Source organism: Streptomyces fulvoviolaceus (assembly GCF_000718165.1).
GTDB lineage: Bacteria > Actinomycetota > Actinomycetes > Streptomycetales > Streptomycetaceae > Streptomyces > Streptomyces fulvoviolaceus.
Map to the genome: position 1 here is coordinate 34,898 of NZ_JOEY01000016.1, position 13,803 is coordinate 48,700.

A 13,803-nucleotide genomic window follows, 5' to 3' on the forward strand; every position below is an offset into this window, starting at 1 on the left:
GGCCGGCGTGACCCGCAACACGAACGAAACAGTTTCGTTTCGATGGAGAGTGCGCTACATTCGTCACGTACGAAACCGTGTCGTTCGGAACCGGAGAAGGTGGGAATCATGGCTGAGGTCGCAACGGCGCGTCGCAGTCGGATCACGCCCGAGCGCGAGGCCGAGCTGTACGAGGCCGTGCTCGACCTGCTCCGGGAAGTCGGCTACGACGCCCTCACCATGGACGCCGTGGCCGCGCGCACCCGGTCCAGCAAGGCGACGCTCTACCGCCAGTGGGGCGGCAAGGCCGAGCTGGTCGCGAAGGCCGTACGGCACGACAAGCCGGGCGGCTCTCTCAGCGACATCGACACCGGGTCGCTCAGGGGCGATCTCCACGCTCTGACGATGCTGTCGGACGACTGCAAGATGGAGCAGAACTCCGCGCTGATGCGGGGTCTGGCCATGGCGATCCACTCCAACCCGGATCTCCTGAGCGCGTTCCGGGAGCACATCATCGAGCCGGAGCTGCTGGAGCTCCAGCGTCTGCTGCAGCGGGCGATCGACCGGGGCGAGGTCCGTGCGGACAACCCGGCGCTGGACTACATGGTCCACATGATGATCGGCGCGTTCGCCGCCCGCACCCTGATCGACGAGCAGCCGCCGACGCAGGTCTTCCTCCTTTCGTACATCGACGCCGTGGTTCTCCCTGCCCTCGGCGTACCCACCCTCTAGCAAGTCCCCGCAGCTGGACCCCTTCCTGACGTAACCGCTCACGTCGTCGGGCCGATCACCCCTGCCACCCACCGGGTTGATCACCCCTGCCCTGAACAACCCACGACCTGACCGGGAGTACGCCCTCGTGGCCACGTTCCTCTACAAACTCGGCCGGCTCGCCTTCCGGCGACGGCATTTCGTCGCCCTGATATGGGTCGCCCTGCTGACGCTCGCGGGCGTCGGTGCGGCCTCCGCGCCCGCCGCGGGCACCACCTCCTTCTCCATCCCCGGCACCGAGGCCCAGAAGGCCTTCGACCTGCTGGAACAGCGTTTCCCCGGTGCCAGCGCCGACGGCGCGACCGGGCGCCTGGTCTTCAAGGCGCCCGAGGGCGAGAAGATGACGGACGCCGCCAACAAGGCGACCGTCGCGAAGACCGTCAAGGAGCTGAGCGACGGCTCCGAGGTCGTCTCCGTCACCGACCCGTTCACGACGAACGCCGTGAGCAAGGACGGCACGGTCGCCTACACGTCGGTGAAGTACGACCTTCCCGGCATGGAGCTGAAGGACTCGACCAGGGATGCCCTCGAGGCGGCCGGGGACGATGCCCGGGCCACCGGGCTGACCGTCGACGTCGGCGGTGACGCGCTGCAGGCCGGGGCCGAGGCGGGGGCCATCGGAGAGGTCATCGGCCTCGCCATCGCCGCGGTCGTCCTCGTCATCACCCTGGGCTCGCTGGTCGCGGCCGGGCTGCCGCTGCTGACCGCGATCATCGGCGTCGGAATCGGCGTCTCCACCATCACCGCCCTCGCCAAGGCGCTCGACCTCGGCGACACCACCTCCACCCTCGCCCTGATGATCGGTCTCGCGGTCGGCATCGACTACGCGCTGTTCATCGTCTCCCGCTACCGGAGCGAGCTGGCCGAGGGCCGCGACCGCGAGGAGGCGGCCGGCCGGGCCACCGGCACCGCCGGCTCGGCGGTGGTCTTCGCCGGCCTCACGGTCGTCATCGCGCTGGCCGGCCTCGCGGTCGTCAACGTGCCGATGCTGACCAAGATGGGCCTCGCGGCGGCGGGCACGGTCGTGATCGCCGTCCTCATCGCGCTGACCATGATCCCGGCGCTGCTCGGGTACGCGGGCCGGAAGGTCCGGCCGACGGGCGAGAAGCGCAAGAAGACGGCCGTAGAGGGCAAGCCCAACCTGGGCACCCGCTGGGCGAGCTTCGTCATCCGCCGCCCCGCCGCCGTACTGCTCCTCGGTGTGGTCGGTCTCGGCACCATCGCCCTCCCGGCCACCCAGCTGGAGCTGGGCCTGCCCGACGACGGCTCGCAGCCGACGTCCACCACGCAGCGCCGTGCCTACGACCTCCTCTCGGAGGGCTTCGGCCCCGGCTTCAACGGCCCCCTGATGATCGTGGTCGACGCCAAGGGCAGCGACGACCCGAAGGCCGCGGCCACCTCGGTGACCGACGGGATCGAGGGGCTCAAGGACGTCGTCACGGTCACCCCGGCGACCTTCAACAAGGCCGGCGACACCGCGACCATCACCGTGATCCCGGACTCCAAGCCGTCCTCGACCCAGACCGAGGACCTGGTGCACGCCATCCGTGACCAGGGTGCCGAGATCAAGTCCGACACGGGCGCGGACGTCCTGGTCACCGGCACCACCGCGATGAACATCGACTTCTCGCAGAAGCTCAGCGATGCGCTGATCCCGTATCTGGCGCTGGTGGTGGGCCTCGCCTTCCTGCTCCTGATCGTGGTCTTCCGCTCGATCCTGGTACCGCTGAAGGCGGCCCTCGGCTTCCTGCTGTCGGTGCTCGCCGCGCTCGGTGCCGTGGTCGCGGTCTTCCAGTGGGGCTGGCTCGCCGGCCTGATCGGCGTCGAGGAGACCGGCCCGATCATGTCGATGATGCCGATCTTCATGGTGGGCGTCGTCTTCGGTCTCGCGATGGACTACGAGGTGTTCCTCGTGACCCGCATGCGCGAGGCGTACGTCCACGGCGAGTCGCCGAGCCAGGCCGTGGTGACCGGGTTCCGGCACAGCGCCCGGGTCGTGGCCGCCGCCGCGGTCATCATGATGGCCGTCTTCGGAGGCTTCATCAGCTCCAGCGAGTCGATGATCAAGATGATCGGCTTCGGCCTCGCCATCGCGGTCTTCTTCGACGCCTTCGTCGTCCGGATGGCGATCGTCCCGGCGGTCCTGGCCCTGCTCGGCAAGAAGGCCTGGTGGCTGCCGAAGTGGCTGGACCGCGCGCTCCCGAACGTGGACGTCGAGGGCGAGGGCCTGCGCACGGAGTCGAAGGGCAACGACTCCGACGAGGACCGGGAGTTGGTACGGGTCTGACGTACCGCTTCTGAGCAAGACCGGCCGGTGAGGGCTCCGTGGGGACGGGTGCCTTCACCGGCTTCCCTTTTACGCGGGGCCCAGCGGGGTGTCGAGGAGGCTGGTCAGGGTCTGCTTGAAGGCCTCGGTGCGGGGGTCGTCCAGGCCGCCCAGCGGGGCGAGGAGCCGGTCGAGCAGCAGTTGTACGGCGTCGATGGCGGGCCGCACGGTGGTGCGGCCGGCGTCGGTGAGGGCGAGCCGTACGACCCGGGTGTCCTCGGCGTCACGGGTACGGCGGACGAGCCCGGCCGACTCCAGCGAGCGGGCCAGCTTCGAGATGTACAGCGCCTCCAGGCCCGTGTAGTCGGCGAGTTCACGCTGGCTCGGCCGCGTGCCGGAGCGCTCCATCCCGGAGAGGGAGGCCAGCAGCACGTACTGGGCGTGGGTCAGGTCCAGGGGCGCCAGGGCCTGGTCCACGGCGGTGCGCCATCTGTTGGACAGGAGCCAGACGAGATGGCCGGCGGTGGCGCCTTTCGGTGTGTCACTCACGACGGATACCGTACATGGCTACTAATCCCGACGGTGATTGTCAGTGTGGCGCTCTAGCGTGGGGTGCATGACCACACTGTCAGCACGGCCCCACACCGCCTTGCTCGTGATCGATGTCCAGAAGGGTGTCGTCGCCGAGGCGCACCAGCGTGACGAGATCGTCGCGACCATCGGCTCCCTCGTGGACAGGGCCCGCGAGCAGGGCGTCCCTGTCGTCTGGGTCCAGCACTCCGACGAGGGGCTGGAGAAGGGCAGCGAAGGCTGGGAGTACGTCTCCGAGCTGCCCCGCCAGGACACGGAGTCCCTGGTCCACAAGTCGTACGGCGACTCCTTCGAGGACACCGACCTGGAGACCGTCCTCGCGCGTGCCGGAGTGGGCCACCTGGTGGTGACCGGCGCGGAGACCGACGCCTGCATACGCTCCACCATCCACGGCGCCTTCGTCCGTGGCTACGACGTCACCCTCGTCGCCGACGCCCACACGGCCCCGGACAACAGCAAGTGGGGCTCCCCGCCGCCGGACCAGGTCATCGCGCACACCAACCTCTACTGGCGGTACCAGTCGGCACCGGGCCGTACGGCGGGAGTGGTGGCGGCGAAGGACGTGACGTTCAGCGGGGGTTCATGAGCTCTGCCGTCGGGGCCGTGGGGGACGTCGGGCGGCCGAGGTAGGTGACGGTCGCGTCGGCGTCCGGCACGTCGATCTCGTGGAAGCCGAGACGGTCGTAGAACGCCCGGGCCGGGGTGTTGGCCGTGACCATGGAGAGGTGCACGGCCGGCACGCCCGCGCGGTGCAGCGCGTCGAGGAACGTCAGCATCAACGCCCGGCCGTACCCGCGCCCCTGCCACGCCGGGAGCAGATCGATGTGCAGATGGGCGGGGTACGCGGCGACCTCCGGGACGAGCAGCCGCTCCGGGTGGTGGAGGAGCGGGACGATCTCGTCGTCCGGCGTCCTCGGCACCCCGCTGGGCTCCGGGTAACGGCCGGCGACCAACGGCAGCCACTTCATCCGGAAGTCCTCGACGAAACGGGGGGTGTCGGCGGTGCCGAGGATGTATCCCACGGCCTGTCCTCGCCCGTCGTCCAGTACGAAGGCCAGCTCCGGCTCCAGGTGGACGTACGGCGCCGCGAAGATCGCCGGGAAGATGCTCGGGTCGGCGTAGAAGGGGCGGCTGTCCTGGCCGGCGTGGGCGGTGCGGACGCAGATGTCTTCGAGGGCTTCGCGGTCTTCGGGGCGGTAGGGGCGTACGGCGGGGGACGGGGTCATCGCAGCATCCTGCATGAGCGGAGGGGAAGGTGGAACGTCCCGGACATTAGGAGCGCGCGCTGCTGTTGCCCGTAGCCGGCCTCGTGGCGCAGGTCGTCGTAACCCGGTCGCATGGCACCTACACCCACCGCTAGCGTGCCGTGCATGACGACGACCGATACCGAAGACTCCGGAGCCCACCCCCGTTTCGCCGAGGCGCTCGACGCGCTCGGGCTCGGTGAACTGCGCGCCGAGATCCGCCGCTTCCCCGACGCCACCCGCACCGCCGCCGAGGCTGCCGCCGCGATCGGGTGCGAACTGAGCGAGATCTGCAAGTCGTTGATCTTCGCCGCGGACGGGGTTCCGGTGCTCGTCCTCATGGACGGGGCGTCGCGGGTGGATCTGGAGCTCGTCCAGCAGGCGCTCGGGGCCGGGAAGGTCACGCGGGCCAAGGCCGAGGTCGTACGGGACACGACCGGGTACGCCATCGGGGGCGTGCCGCCCTTCGGGCACCGTACGAGGACGCGCGTCCTCGCCGACCGGTCCCTCCTCGACCACGACGTCGTCTGGGCCGCCGCCGGCAACCCGCACGCCGTCTTCCCCATGGAGCCCAAGGACCTGGTCGCCCACGCCGGAGCCACCCTGGTGGACGTGCGCGAGCGCACCCAGTGACCCCGGTCGTCACCGCGGCCGTCCTGCTCGCCGCGGTCACGCACGCCAGCTGGAACGCCATCGCCCACCAGATCACCGACAAGCTCGTCGGGTTCACGCTGATCGCGGGCGGCGGGATGCTCATCGGGCTGGCGATGGTGCCGTTCGTGGCCGTCCCGGCGGCGGGAGCGTGGCCGTATCTGATCGCCTCGGCGCTCATCCACATCGTTTACTACGTGCTGCTGATGAAGTCCTTCCGGCTGGGGGACTTCGGCCAGGCGTACCCGATCGCGCGCGGCACGGCGCCCCTCGTCGTCACCCTCCTCGCCGCCCTCTTCGCCCACGAGGTCCCGGATGGGTGGGCGGCCGCCGGTATCGCCGTGTCCTGTGCGGGACTTACGGGTGTCGCCCTGTGGGGCATGCGCGGGCGCCGCCCCAACTGGGCTGCGATCGGTGCCGCGTTGGCGACCGGTCTGACCATCGCCGCGTACACCGTCGTCGACGGGCTCGGCGTGCGCGCCTCCGGTTCCTCCCTCGGCTACATCGCCTGGCTGATGGCGCTGGAGGGGGTGGCGATCCCGGCGTTCGCGCTCTATCGGTGGCGCGGTCAACTCGTCACCGTTCTACGGCCGTTCGCGGGCGTCGGTCTGCTGGGTGCCGCGCTCTCCGTCGCGGCGTACGGGCTCGTCCTGTGGGCGCAGACCAAGGCGGAACTCGCGCCGATCGCCGCCCTGCGCGAGTCCTCGATCATCGTGGGCGCGGCGATCGGCGCCGTGTTCTTCAAGGAGACGTTCGGTGCGCCGAGGATCGCCGCGGCCGGGCTCCTGGTGGTCGGGATCGGGCTGATGCTGCACGCCGGGTAGGGCGGTCCGAGACGCGGGGCAGGTCGGTCATTCCGCCTGGATCGTGCATCGGCGGCTCCGGAGGGGCACCCTGGAAGGAGGTCTTCCGGAGGTGATCGTCATGCACACCACTGTGGGATGGCACATCGAGCTGGAGTTCAAGGAGGACGACCAGCACACGCGGGCGGCCGCGCTGGTGCGGCTGCCGGACGGCACGGAGGTACGCACACAGGGGCACGCGAGCCGCCACCACTCCGACTCGAATCAGCCACGGGTGGGAGAGGAGGTCGCAGCGGCACGCGCCCTCAACGAGCTCGCGATGCAGCTGCTGACCAAGGCGCACGGCGAGATCGACGAGGCGTCCGGGCGCACGTCCCACCCGATCAACGTCTAGAGGGCTCCCCGCACCGCCCGTACCAGCGCCTGCGCCCGCGGATCCGCCGTCACCGTCTTGCGGAAGCCGTTGGTGACATAGCCGAGGGCGATGCCCGACTCAGGGTCGGCGAAGCCCAGGGCGCCGCCTCGGCCCGGGTGGCCGAACGAACCCGGGCCGAGGAACGGCGACGCGCTGCCGTGCAGCATGTAGCCCAGCCCGAAACGGGTGTTGACGACCAGCACACGGTCCGGCCCCGCCGACTCCTCGGTCCGGGCGAGGTCGGCGGTGGCGGGGGAGAAGAGGCGCACGCCGTCCAGCTCGCCGATGAGCGCCGCGTAGAAACGGGCCAGCCCGTCCGCCGTCGCGATGCCGTTCGTCGCGGGCAGGGCGCTCGCGCGGTACGCCGGGTCGTTCTGGTCGGGGAACGGGGTGATCGCGCCGAACGCCCGGTTGGTGAGGGAGTCCGGGTCGGTGTAGGCCTCGGTGACCGAGCGCTTCGGGCGGGCGCGCAGGACGGTGGCGGGCTCGGGCGCCTCGACGCGGCCCACGCGCCCGGCCCGGCCGGCCTCCGCCTCGGGCAGTCCCAGCCACAGATCGGCGCCCAGCGGCCCGGCGATCTCCGCCGCGATCCACTCGCCGGCGCCCTGCCCGGTCACCCGCCGCACCAGCTCGTCGAGCAGCCAGCCGTACGTCAGCGCGTGGTACCCGTGGTCCGTGCCGGGCTCCCAGACGGGGGCCTGCGCGGCGACGGCCTCGGGGCCCTTCAGCGGGTCCAGGGCCTCCTCCGGCGTGAGCGGGCGGTCCAGCATCGGCAGCCCGGCGCGATGGTTCAGCACGTGCCGGACCAGCACCCGCTCCTTGCCGCGCGCCTTGAACTCCGGCCAGTACTCGGCCACCGGCGCGTCCAGGTCCAGCAGTCCCCGCTGATGCAGCAGCAGCGGTACGGCGGCGGCGACGCCCTTGGTCGCCGAGCGCATGATCTGCGCGGTGCCGTGCTGCCAGGGGTCCGTGCCGTCGACGTCCTTGGTGCCGCCCCACAGGTCGACGACCTTGCGCCCGTCCCGGTACACGGCGACCGCCGCGCCCCGGTCCCCGAGCGCCTCGAAGTTCCGTACGAACGCCTCCCTGACCGGCTCGAAGCCCTCGGCCACTGTGCCGTTCACGTCCACGTCCGTACTCCTCCTGCTTCCGGGTGCTCCCTACTCACCCAAGCAGGATCGTCACGTCGATGTTCCCGCGGGTCGCGTTGGAGTACGGGCACACCTCGTGGGCCTCGTCCACCAGCTTGGCCGCGACGTCCGCGTCCAGGACCGGCAGCGAGACGCTGAGGGCGACCGCGAGGCCGTAGCCGCGCTGCTGGTTGGGGCCGATGCCGACCTTCGCGGCGACCGTGGAACCGGACAGGTCGAAGCCGGAGCGGCGGCCGACCATGACGAGCGCGTTGTGGAAGCAGGAGCTGTAGCCGGCCGCGAACAGCTGCTCCGGGTTGGTGCCGTTGCCGTCCCCGCCGAGTTCCGGCGGCATCGCGACCTTCAGTTCGATCTGGCCGTCCTGGCTGGTGACGTAGCCGTCCCGGCCACCGTGTGCGGTGGCCTCGGCGACGTACATGATCTTCGACGGACGGGTGTCGACAGCAGCAGTCTCGGTCACGACAGGACCTCCCCCAGAACGAACACAACGGCAGGCAGCACAGGAGTGTGCAAGTACATCGTGCACAAGGTACCGGCCAGTAGCTGACAGTTTTCTGACAGGGGGGTGGCAACCGTGGGTAACTACAGGTCAGCGGGAGCGCTCGGCCGCGGCCTCCGCGCGCTGTGCGAGCCTCCACAACTCCTCGCGCAACCGCGCGACCTCCGCGCCGTCGAGCTCCGTCGCCGCGAGCAGCGCGCCGGGTACGCGAGCAGCGCGCTCCCTCAGTTCCTCTCCGCGCCCCGTGCACGCGACGAGCACCGAGCGCTCGTCGCTCACCGCGCGCTCCCGGCGCACAACCCCGGCGCTCTCCAGCCGCTTGAGCAAGGGCGACACCGTGCCGTAGTCCAGCCGCAGCGCGCCCGCCAGCTCCTTCACCGTCGTCTCGCCGCGCTCCCACAGCACCAGCAGGACGAGGTACTGCGGGTAGGTGAGCCCGAGTTCCTCCAGGAGCGGGCGGTAGGCGGCCGTCACCGCGCGCTGGGCGGCGTACAGCGCGAAGCACAGCTGCTCGTCCAGCAGCGGCGAGCCGGCGTCCGGGGTCTCCTCGTTCGTCACGCGCCCATTGTCATGGACCGCCGAGCGCGGCCGCGGCGGAACGGGGGTCGTAACCGAAGGGGAGTTCCAGGCGGTGGGCGCGCATCAGCTCGTCGTCGGAGAGCAGCTCGGCCGTCTTGCCGTCGGCCACGATCGTGCCCTCGCTCAGGATCAGCGAGCGCGGGCACAGTTCGAGGGCGTACGGCAGGTCGTGCGTGACCATGAGGACGGTGACGTCCAGGGAGCGCAGGATGTCGGCGAGTTCGCGGCGGGAGGCGGGGTCGAGGTTGGAGGAGGGCTCGTCGAGGACGAGGATCTCCGGCTCCATGGCGAGCACGGTGGCCACCGCCACCCGGCGCCGCTGGCCGAAGGAGAGGTGGTGCGGGGGCCGGTTCTTGAACTCCGCCATGCCGACCTGCTGCAGAGCGCGGTCGACCCGCTCCTCCAGCTCGGGCCCCTTCAGCCCGGCCGCCGCGGGCCCGAAGGCCACGTCCTCCCGGACCGTCGGCATGAAGAGCTGGTCGTCCGGGTCCTGGAAGACGATGCCGACCTTGCGCCGGATCTCGGCCATGTGCTTCTTGCCGACCGGAAGTCCGGCGACCCGGACCGTGCCCACCCCGCCACTGTGGATGCCGTTGAGGTGGAGCACGAGGGTCGTCTTGCCGGCGCCGTTCGGGCCGAGCAGCGCGACCCGTTCGCCGCGGGAGATCGAGAAGTCCACGCCGAACAGGGCCTGGTGCCCGTCGGGGTAGGCGAAGGCCAGACCGGCCACTTCCAGAGAAGGTGTCACAGGGCCCATCCCAACACGCAGACGACGAGGGCGGCGACGGGGAGGGCGAGGGCGTACGACCACTGCGCCCGGGACGCGGTCACCTCGTCGATGACCGGCATCGAACCGGCGTACCCCCGGCTGATCATGGCCAGATGGACCCGCTCGCCGCGTTCGTAGGAGCGGATGAACAGTGCGCCGGCCGACTTCGCCAGCACGCCCCAGTGCCGGACACCCCGGGCCTCGAAACCCCGGGACTCCCGCGCGATCCGCATCCGCCGCATCTCGTCCGTGATGACATCGCCGTAGCGGATCATGAAGGACGCGATCTGCACCAGCAGGGGCGGGAGCTTCAACCGCTGCAGTCCCAGCAGGAGTTCACGCAGCTCGGTGGTGGAGGCGAGCAGCACGGACGCGGCGACGCCGAGCGTCCCCTTGGCGAGCACGTTCCAGGCGCCCCACAGGCCGCTCACGCTCAGGGACATCCCGAGCACCTCGACCCGCTCGCCCTCCGCCACGAACGGCATGAGCACCGCGAACGCGACGAACGGGACCTCGATCAGCAGTCGCTTGAGCAGAAAGCCGGCGGGCACGCGCGCGACGTACGCGACGACGCCCAGCAGGACGGCGTACAGGCCGAACGCCCACATCGCCTCCCGCGGCGTCGACACCACGACCACCACGAACGCGAAGACGGCCGCGAGCTTGGTGTGCGGCGGCAGACCGTGCACGGGCGAGTGCCCGTGCCGGTAGAGCTTGTGCGCGTGCCCGGCGCCCACGTCAGGCGCTCGTGCCCACGGGCGAGACATCAGCGGTACGCCGCCTGCGCACCACCCAGAACACCGCGCTGCCCGCGACGACGGTGGCCCCGACGCCGATCACGCCGGCGAGACCGCCGGACAGACGCGCGTCGGTGATGTCCTTCACTCCGTAGTCGGCGAGCGGGGAGTCGGCCGCCGCGTGCTCCTCGGCCTTCTGGTCGATGCCCTTGTCGGCGGCGACCTTCTCCAGGCCGTCGGGGTTGGCCGAGGCGTAGAAGCTGACGAATCCGGCGAGGACGAGGGAGGTGACCAGGCCGACGGCCCACACCTTGCGGTGCGAGCGGGCGGCGACCGGGACGGGCGCCACGGGGGGAACGTCCACGAGCTCGCCGTTGACCCGCAGTTTGAGCTTCTGCCGCAGATCGCGCGCGCCGTACACGAGGTCCGGGCGTACGGCGACGACGGCGCCGACGGTCAGGGCCGTGATGGCCGCCTCGCCGATGCCGATCAGGACGTGCACGCCGACCATCGCGGTGGCGACCTTGCCGAGGGAGACGTCGGTGGTGCCGCCGATCGAGTAGATCAGGGTGAAGGCGACGGCCGCCGCCGGCACGGAGAGCAGGGCGGCGACGAAGGAGGCGGCGGTGATGGAGCGCCGGCCGCGCGGGAGCGCCTTCACCAGGCCGCGGAAGACGGCGTACGCGACGACCGTCGTGACGACCGCCATGTCGGTGATGTTCACGCCGAGCGCGGTCAGGCCGCCGTCCGCGAAGAGGATGCCCTGCATGAGCAGGACGACGGAGATGCAGAGGACCCCCGTGTAGGGGCCGACGAGTATCGCGGCGAGCGCGCCGCCGAGCAGGTGGCCGCTGGTCCCCGCCGCGACGGGGAAGTTGAGCATCTGCACGGCGAAGATGAACGCGGCCACCAGGCCGGCCAGCGGCGCGGTCCGCTCGTCGAGCTCGCGGCGCGCGCCGCGCAGGCTCACGGCGACGGCTGCCGCCGCGACCACGCCGGTCGCGGCGGACATCGGGGCGTCTATGAATCCATCAGGCACATGCACCGTTCGATGATAGTGGCTTGTTGCGAACTACTCGCAAGAGCGATGCGTGAGGAACAGCATCTTCGTCTCCGGGGGCGTGTCCCGGGAAATGTGCGACATTGGAGGGGGAGTGGATGCACAGCTTCCGCACAGGTCACGCAGCGTGAGAGGGCCGTCACGATGTCCGTAGTCGAACAGTACGCACGAGCCCACATCGTCACGGACGCCGACATCCCCGACGAGGGAGCCGACGCCGTCCCCGTGACCCTGCGCTACGACCCCGAGGCCGACCCGCGTTCCGTACGGATCGGCCTGCCAGGGACCCATGAGTGGACGTTTTCGCGTGCACTCCTTGAGCAGGGGCTGAGGGCGCCCGCCGGCAGTGGCGAGGTCCGGGTCTGGCCCTGTGGTCGGGTACAGGCCGTAGTCGAGTTCCACTCCGCGCAGGGCGTCTCGGTGGTGCAGTTCGAGACGAAGGCACTGCTGCGGTTCCTGCGGCGGACGTACACGGCGACCGCTCCGGTGAGGAGCTGACCGTACGTAAGGGGGCTGAGTTTCAGCCACCCATCTTCAGCAGTGCGGCCACGATCGGCCCCGCCGTGTCGCCGCCGTGGCCGCCCGCCTGGACCACGCCCGCGGCCGCGAGGTCGCCGCGGTACGCCGTGAACCAGCCGTTGGGCTTCTTCTGGCCGTCGACCTCCGCGGAGCCCGTCTTCGCGCCGACGTTGCCGTAGACACCGGACATCGCCTCGGCCGCCGTGCCGTAGCCCGCCGTGTACGCCATCAGCTCACGCAGCTGCGAGAGCGTGCCGGACGACATTGTGCGCGAGGCCGTGGCCAGCGTGCGGTTGTCGACCTCGGGAGAGACGAGGTAGGGCTGCTTGAAGGTGCCCGACTCGACGGTCGCGGAGACGGACGCCATGTTCAGCGGGTTCATGCGGACCGCGCCCTGGCCGATGAGCGAGGCCGCCATCTGGGCCGCGCTCTGCACCGGCACCGAGCCGTCGAAGGACGGGACGCCGATGGCCCAGTTGTCCATGGACAGGCCGAAGACCTGCTGGGCCTGCTTGGTCAGGTCGTCGTTCTCCAGGTCGGGCGCCTGGCTGATGAAGGCCGTGTTGCAGGAGCGGGCGAAGCTCGCCTTGAAGGTGCCGCCCTTGATCGAGAACTTGTCGTCGTTCTGGAACTTCCAGCCGCCGTACGTGAAGTACTTCGGGCACGGATGCGCCTTGTCCGCCGACGCCAGGCCCTTCTCGATCAGCAGCGAGGAGGTGATGACCTTCATCGTGGAGCCGGGGGCGAGGGAGCCCTGGAAGGCGGTGTTGAAGCCGTGGCCGGCGTTGGCCGCCGCGAGGATCTCGCCGGTCGACGGACGCAGGACGACGACGGAGGACCGTGCCGTGCCCGCCACCTGCCGCTCCGCCGCCGCCTGGAGCGTCGGGTTCAGCGTCGTCTTCACCGTGCCGGGCGTGCCCTTGCTGAGCTCGACGAGGGTCTTGTCCGATGCCTTCGACGACTTCGCGGACTTGCCGCGGATCACGCGCAGCTCGACGCCCGCCTTGCCGCCGGCCGTCTTGCCGTACTTCTCGCGCAGCCCGTCCAACACCGTGCCCAGCGACGGGTACTTGGCCTCGGTCAGCTCGCCGCCGTCCCGGTCGACCGCCTTGATCGGCGGGGTCCCGGACTCGCCGGTGACCAGGGTGTCGCCGTCCTTCAGGTCGGGGTGGACGACGGAGGAGTGCCAGTCGACCTGGGGCTTCCCCGTGGTGGTGCTACGGACGACGCTGAGTGCGCTGTCGTACGTCAGCGGCTTGCTGGTGCCCTTGTACGTCACCGTCGCCTTGACGGAGAAGGGGACCTTGTCGCCGGTGCGGGTGCCCGCGGTGAGCGTGACGCCCTTGATGTGGGCGTCCTTGGTGTAGCCGGTGAGGAGGGTGGTGGCGGCCTTGGTGTCGTCCGTGGCGGCGGCGGCCGTGGTGACCTTGCCCTGCTGCCAGGCCGTCAGGAACGTCTGCGCGGTGGTGTTGACCTCGGTCGCCGAGAGGGGGCCGGACGGGATGTCCTTCGCCTTGTCGTCGGCGGCCGCGGACGTGTTCTGCGTCCGGTCGTCGGCCGCCGCTCCGCCGCTGTACAGCGCGTAGACGCCGAAACCGGCGCCGCCGACCACCACGGCGATCATCCCGCCGATCACGGCGGGCCTGGTCTTCCGTCGCTCGGCGACGCGCCTTCTGTTACCCACTGCTCTCGTTCCTCCGCGAAATCCCCAGGGTCCCCGTTGCCCTCATACACACCTCAACGACGAGTACCACCCTAGAGTCCCGTCC

At 70.6% G+C, this 13,803-nt stretch carries 16 protein-coding genes; 7 read left to right on the forward strand and 9 right to left on the reverse strand.

Annotated features, from left to right (window positions below; all coding sequences use genetic code 11):
• The first annotated feature begins 108 nt into the window (after window positions 1-108).
• Both IG08_RS0118425 and IG08_RS0118430 read left to right on the forward strand, forming a co-directional pair.
• A complete protein-coding gene (locus IG08_RS0118425) occupies window positions 109-711 on the forward strand; it encodes a TetR/AcrR family transcriptional regulator (RefSeq protein ID WP_030603210.1) in 603 nt (200 codons plus the stop codon).
• 127 nt (window positions 712-838) lie between these two features.
• Window positions 839-3,037, forward strand: coding sequence for an MMPL family transporter (locus IG08_RS0118430; protein WP_030603214.1), 2,199 nt, complete (start codon window positions 839-841; stop codon window positions 3,035-3,037).
• A gap of 69 nt (window positions 3,038-3,106) precedes the next feature.
• On the opposite strand, the gene IG08_RS0118435 is transcribed toward IG08_RS0118430, so the two are convergent.
• Window positions 3,107-3,565, reverse strand: coding sequence for a MarR family winged helix-turn-helix transcriptional regulator (locus IG08_RS0118435; protein WP_030603216.1), 459 nt, complete (start codon window positions 3,563-3,565; stop codon window positions 3,107-3,109).
• A gap of 67 nt (window positions 3,566-3,632) precedes the next feature.
• Between IG08_RS0118435 and IG08_RS0118440 the strand changes: the two genes are divergently transcribed.
• On the forward strand, window positions 3,633-4,193 hold the full coding sequence (locus tag IG08_RS0118440) for a cysteine hydrolase family protein (RefSeq protein WP_030603218.1): 561 nt from the start codon (window positions 3,633-3,635) through the stop codon (window positions 4,191-4,193).
• On the opposite strand, the gene IG08_RS0118445 is transcribed toward IG08_RS0118440, so the two are convergent.
• Window positions 4,177-4,833 (reverse strand): GNAT family N-acetyltransferase, encoded by a 657-nt coding sequence (locus IG08_RS0118445; protein WP_052424772.1) that lies wholly within the window; start codon window positions 4,831-4,833, stop codon window positions 4,177-4,179. The two genes, IG08_RS0118440 and IG08_RS0118445, sit on opposite strands and share 17 nt — an antisense overlap.
• Window positions 4,834-4,977: 144 nt before the next feature.
• Between IG08_RS0118445 and IG08_RS0118450 the strand changes: the two genes are divergently transcribed.
• The 3 genes from IG08_RS0118450 to IG08_RS0118460 all read left to right on the forward strand — a co-directional run bounded on the left by IG08_RS0118450 (window position 4,978) and on the right by IG08_RS0118460 (window position 6,699).
• The gene (locus IG08_RS0118450; protein ID WP_030603223.1) at window positions 4,978-5,484 is read left to right on the forward strand and encodes a YbaK/EbsC family protein; all 507 of its coding nucleotides are present in this window, start codon (window positions 4,978-4,980) and stop codon (window positions 5,482-5,484) included.
• Window positions 5,481-6,326: a DMT family transporter gene (locus IG08_RS0118455; RefSeq protein WP_030603226.1), complete on the forward strand. Its 846-nt coding sequence runs from the start codon at window positions 5,481-5,483 to the stop codon at window positions 6,324-6,326. Before IG08_RS0118450 ends, IG08_RS0118455 begins: the two co-directional genes overlap by 4 nt.
• 100 nt (window positions 6,327-6,426) lie before the next feature.
• Window positions 6,427-6,699 carry a DUF1876 domain-containing protein gene (locus IG08_RS0118460; protein WP_030603229.1) on the forward strand — a complete coding sequence of 91 codons (273 nt, stop codon included), beginning with the start codon at window positions 6,427-6,429 and terminating at the stop codon, window positions 6,697-6,699.
• On the opposite strand, the gene IG08_RS0118465 is transcribed toward IG08_RS0118460, so the two are convergent.
• From IG08_RS0118465 to IG08_RS0118490, 6 genes are all read right to left on the reverse strand, one after another.
• Window positions 6,696-7,850: a serine hydrolase domain-containing protein gene (locus tag IG08_RS0118465; RefSeq protein ID WP_030603232.1), complete on the reverse strand. Its 1,155-nt coding sequence runs from the start codon at window positions 7,848-7,850 to the stop codon at window positions 6,696-6,698. The two genes, IG08_RS0118460 and IG08_RS0118465, sit on opposite strands and share 4 nt — an antisense overlap.
• Before the next feature lie 34 nt (window positions 7,851-7,884).
• On the reverse strand, window positions 7,885-8,331 hold the full coding sequence (locus IG08_RS0118470) for an organic hydroperoxide resistance protein (protein WP_030603236.1): 447 nt from the start codon (window positions 8,329-8,331) through the stop codon (window positions 7,885-7,887).
• Between the two features lie 129 nt (window positions 8,332-8,460).
• Window positions 8,461-8,928, reverse strand: coding sequence for a MarR family winged helix-turn-helix transcriptional regulator (locus IG08_RS0118475; RefSeq protein WP_030603239.1), 468 nt, complete (start codon window positions 8,926-8,928; stop codon window positions 8,461-8,463).
• Between the two features lie 10 nt (window positions 8,929-8,938).
• Window positions 8,939-9,706, reverse strand: a complete 768-nt coding sequence (locus IG08_RS0118480) for an energy-coupling factor ABC transporter ATP-binding protein (protein WP_030603242.1) — start codon at window positions 9,704-9,706, stop codon at window positions 8,939-8,941.
• Window positions 9,694-10,455: a cobalt ECF transporter T component CbiQ gene (gene cbiQ, locus IG08_RS0118485; RefSeq protein WP_030603245.1), complete on the reverse strand. Its 762-nt coding sequence runs from the start codon at window positions 10,453-10,455 to the stop codon at window positions 9,694-9,696. The genes IG08_RS0118480 and cbiQ overlap by 13 nt, the downstream gene beginning before the upstream one ends.
• 1 nt (window position 10,456) lies before the next feature.
• Window positions 10,457-11,500 carry an energy-coupling factor ABC transporter permease gene (locus IG08_RS0118490; RefSeq protein WP_030603247.1) on the reverse strand — a complete coding sequence of 348 codons (1,044 nt, stop codon included), beginning with the start codon at window positions 11,498-11,500 and terminating at the stop codon, window positions 10,457-10,459.
• Between the two features lie 159 nt (window positions 11,501-11,659).
• Here IG08_RS0118490 and IG08_RS0118495 point away from each other — a divergent pair, with 159 nt between their 5' ends.
• The gene (locus IG08_RS0118495) at window positions 11,660-12,013 is read left to right on the forward strand and encodes an SsgA family sporulation/cell division regulator (protein ID WP_030603250.1); all 354 of its coding nucleotides are present in this window, start codon (window positions 11,660-11,662) and stop codon (window positions 12,011-12,013) included.
• 22 nt (window positions 12,014-12,035) lie between these two features.
• On the opposite strand, the gene IG08_RS0118500 is transcribed toward IG08_RS0118495, so the two are convergent.
• Window positions 12,036-13,718 carry a penicillin-binding transpeptidase domain-containing protein gene (locus IG08_RS0118500; protein ID WP_030603253.1) on the reverse strand — a complete coding sequence of 561 codons (1,683 nt, stop codon included), beginning with the start codon at window positions 13,716-13,718 and terminating at the stop codon, window positions 12,036-12,038.
• Window positions 13,719-13,803 lie beyond the last annotated feature (85 nt).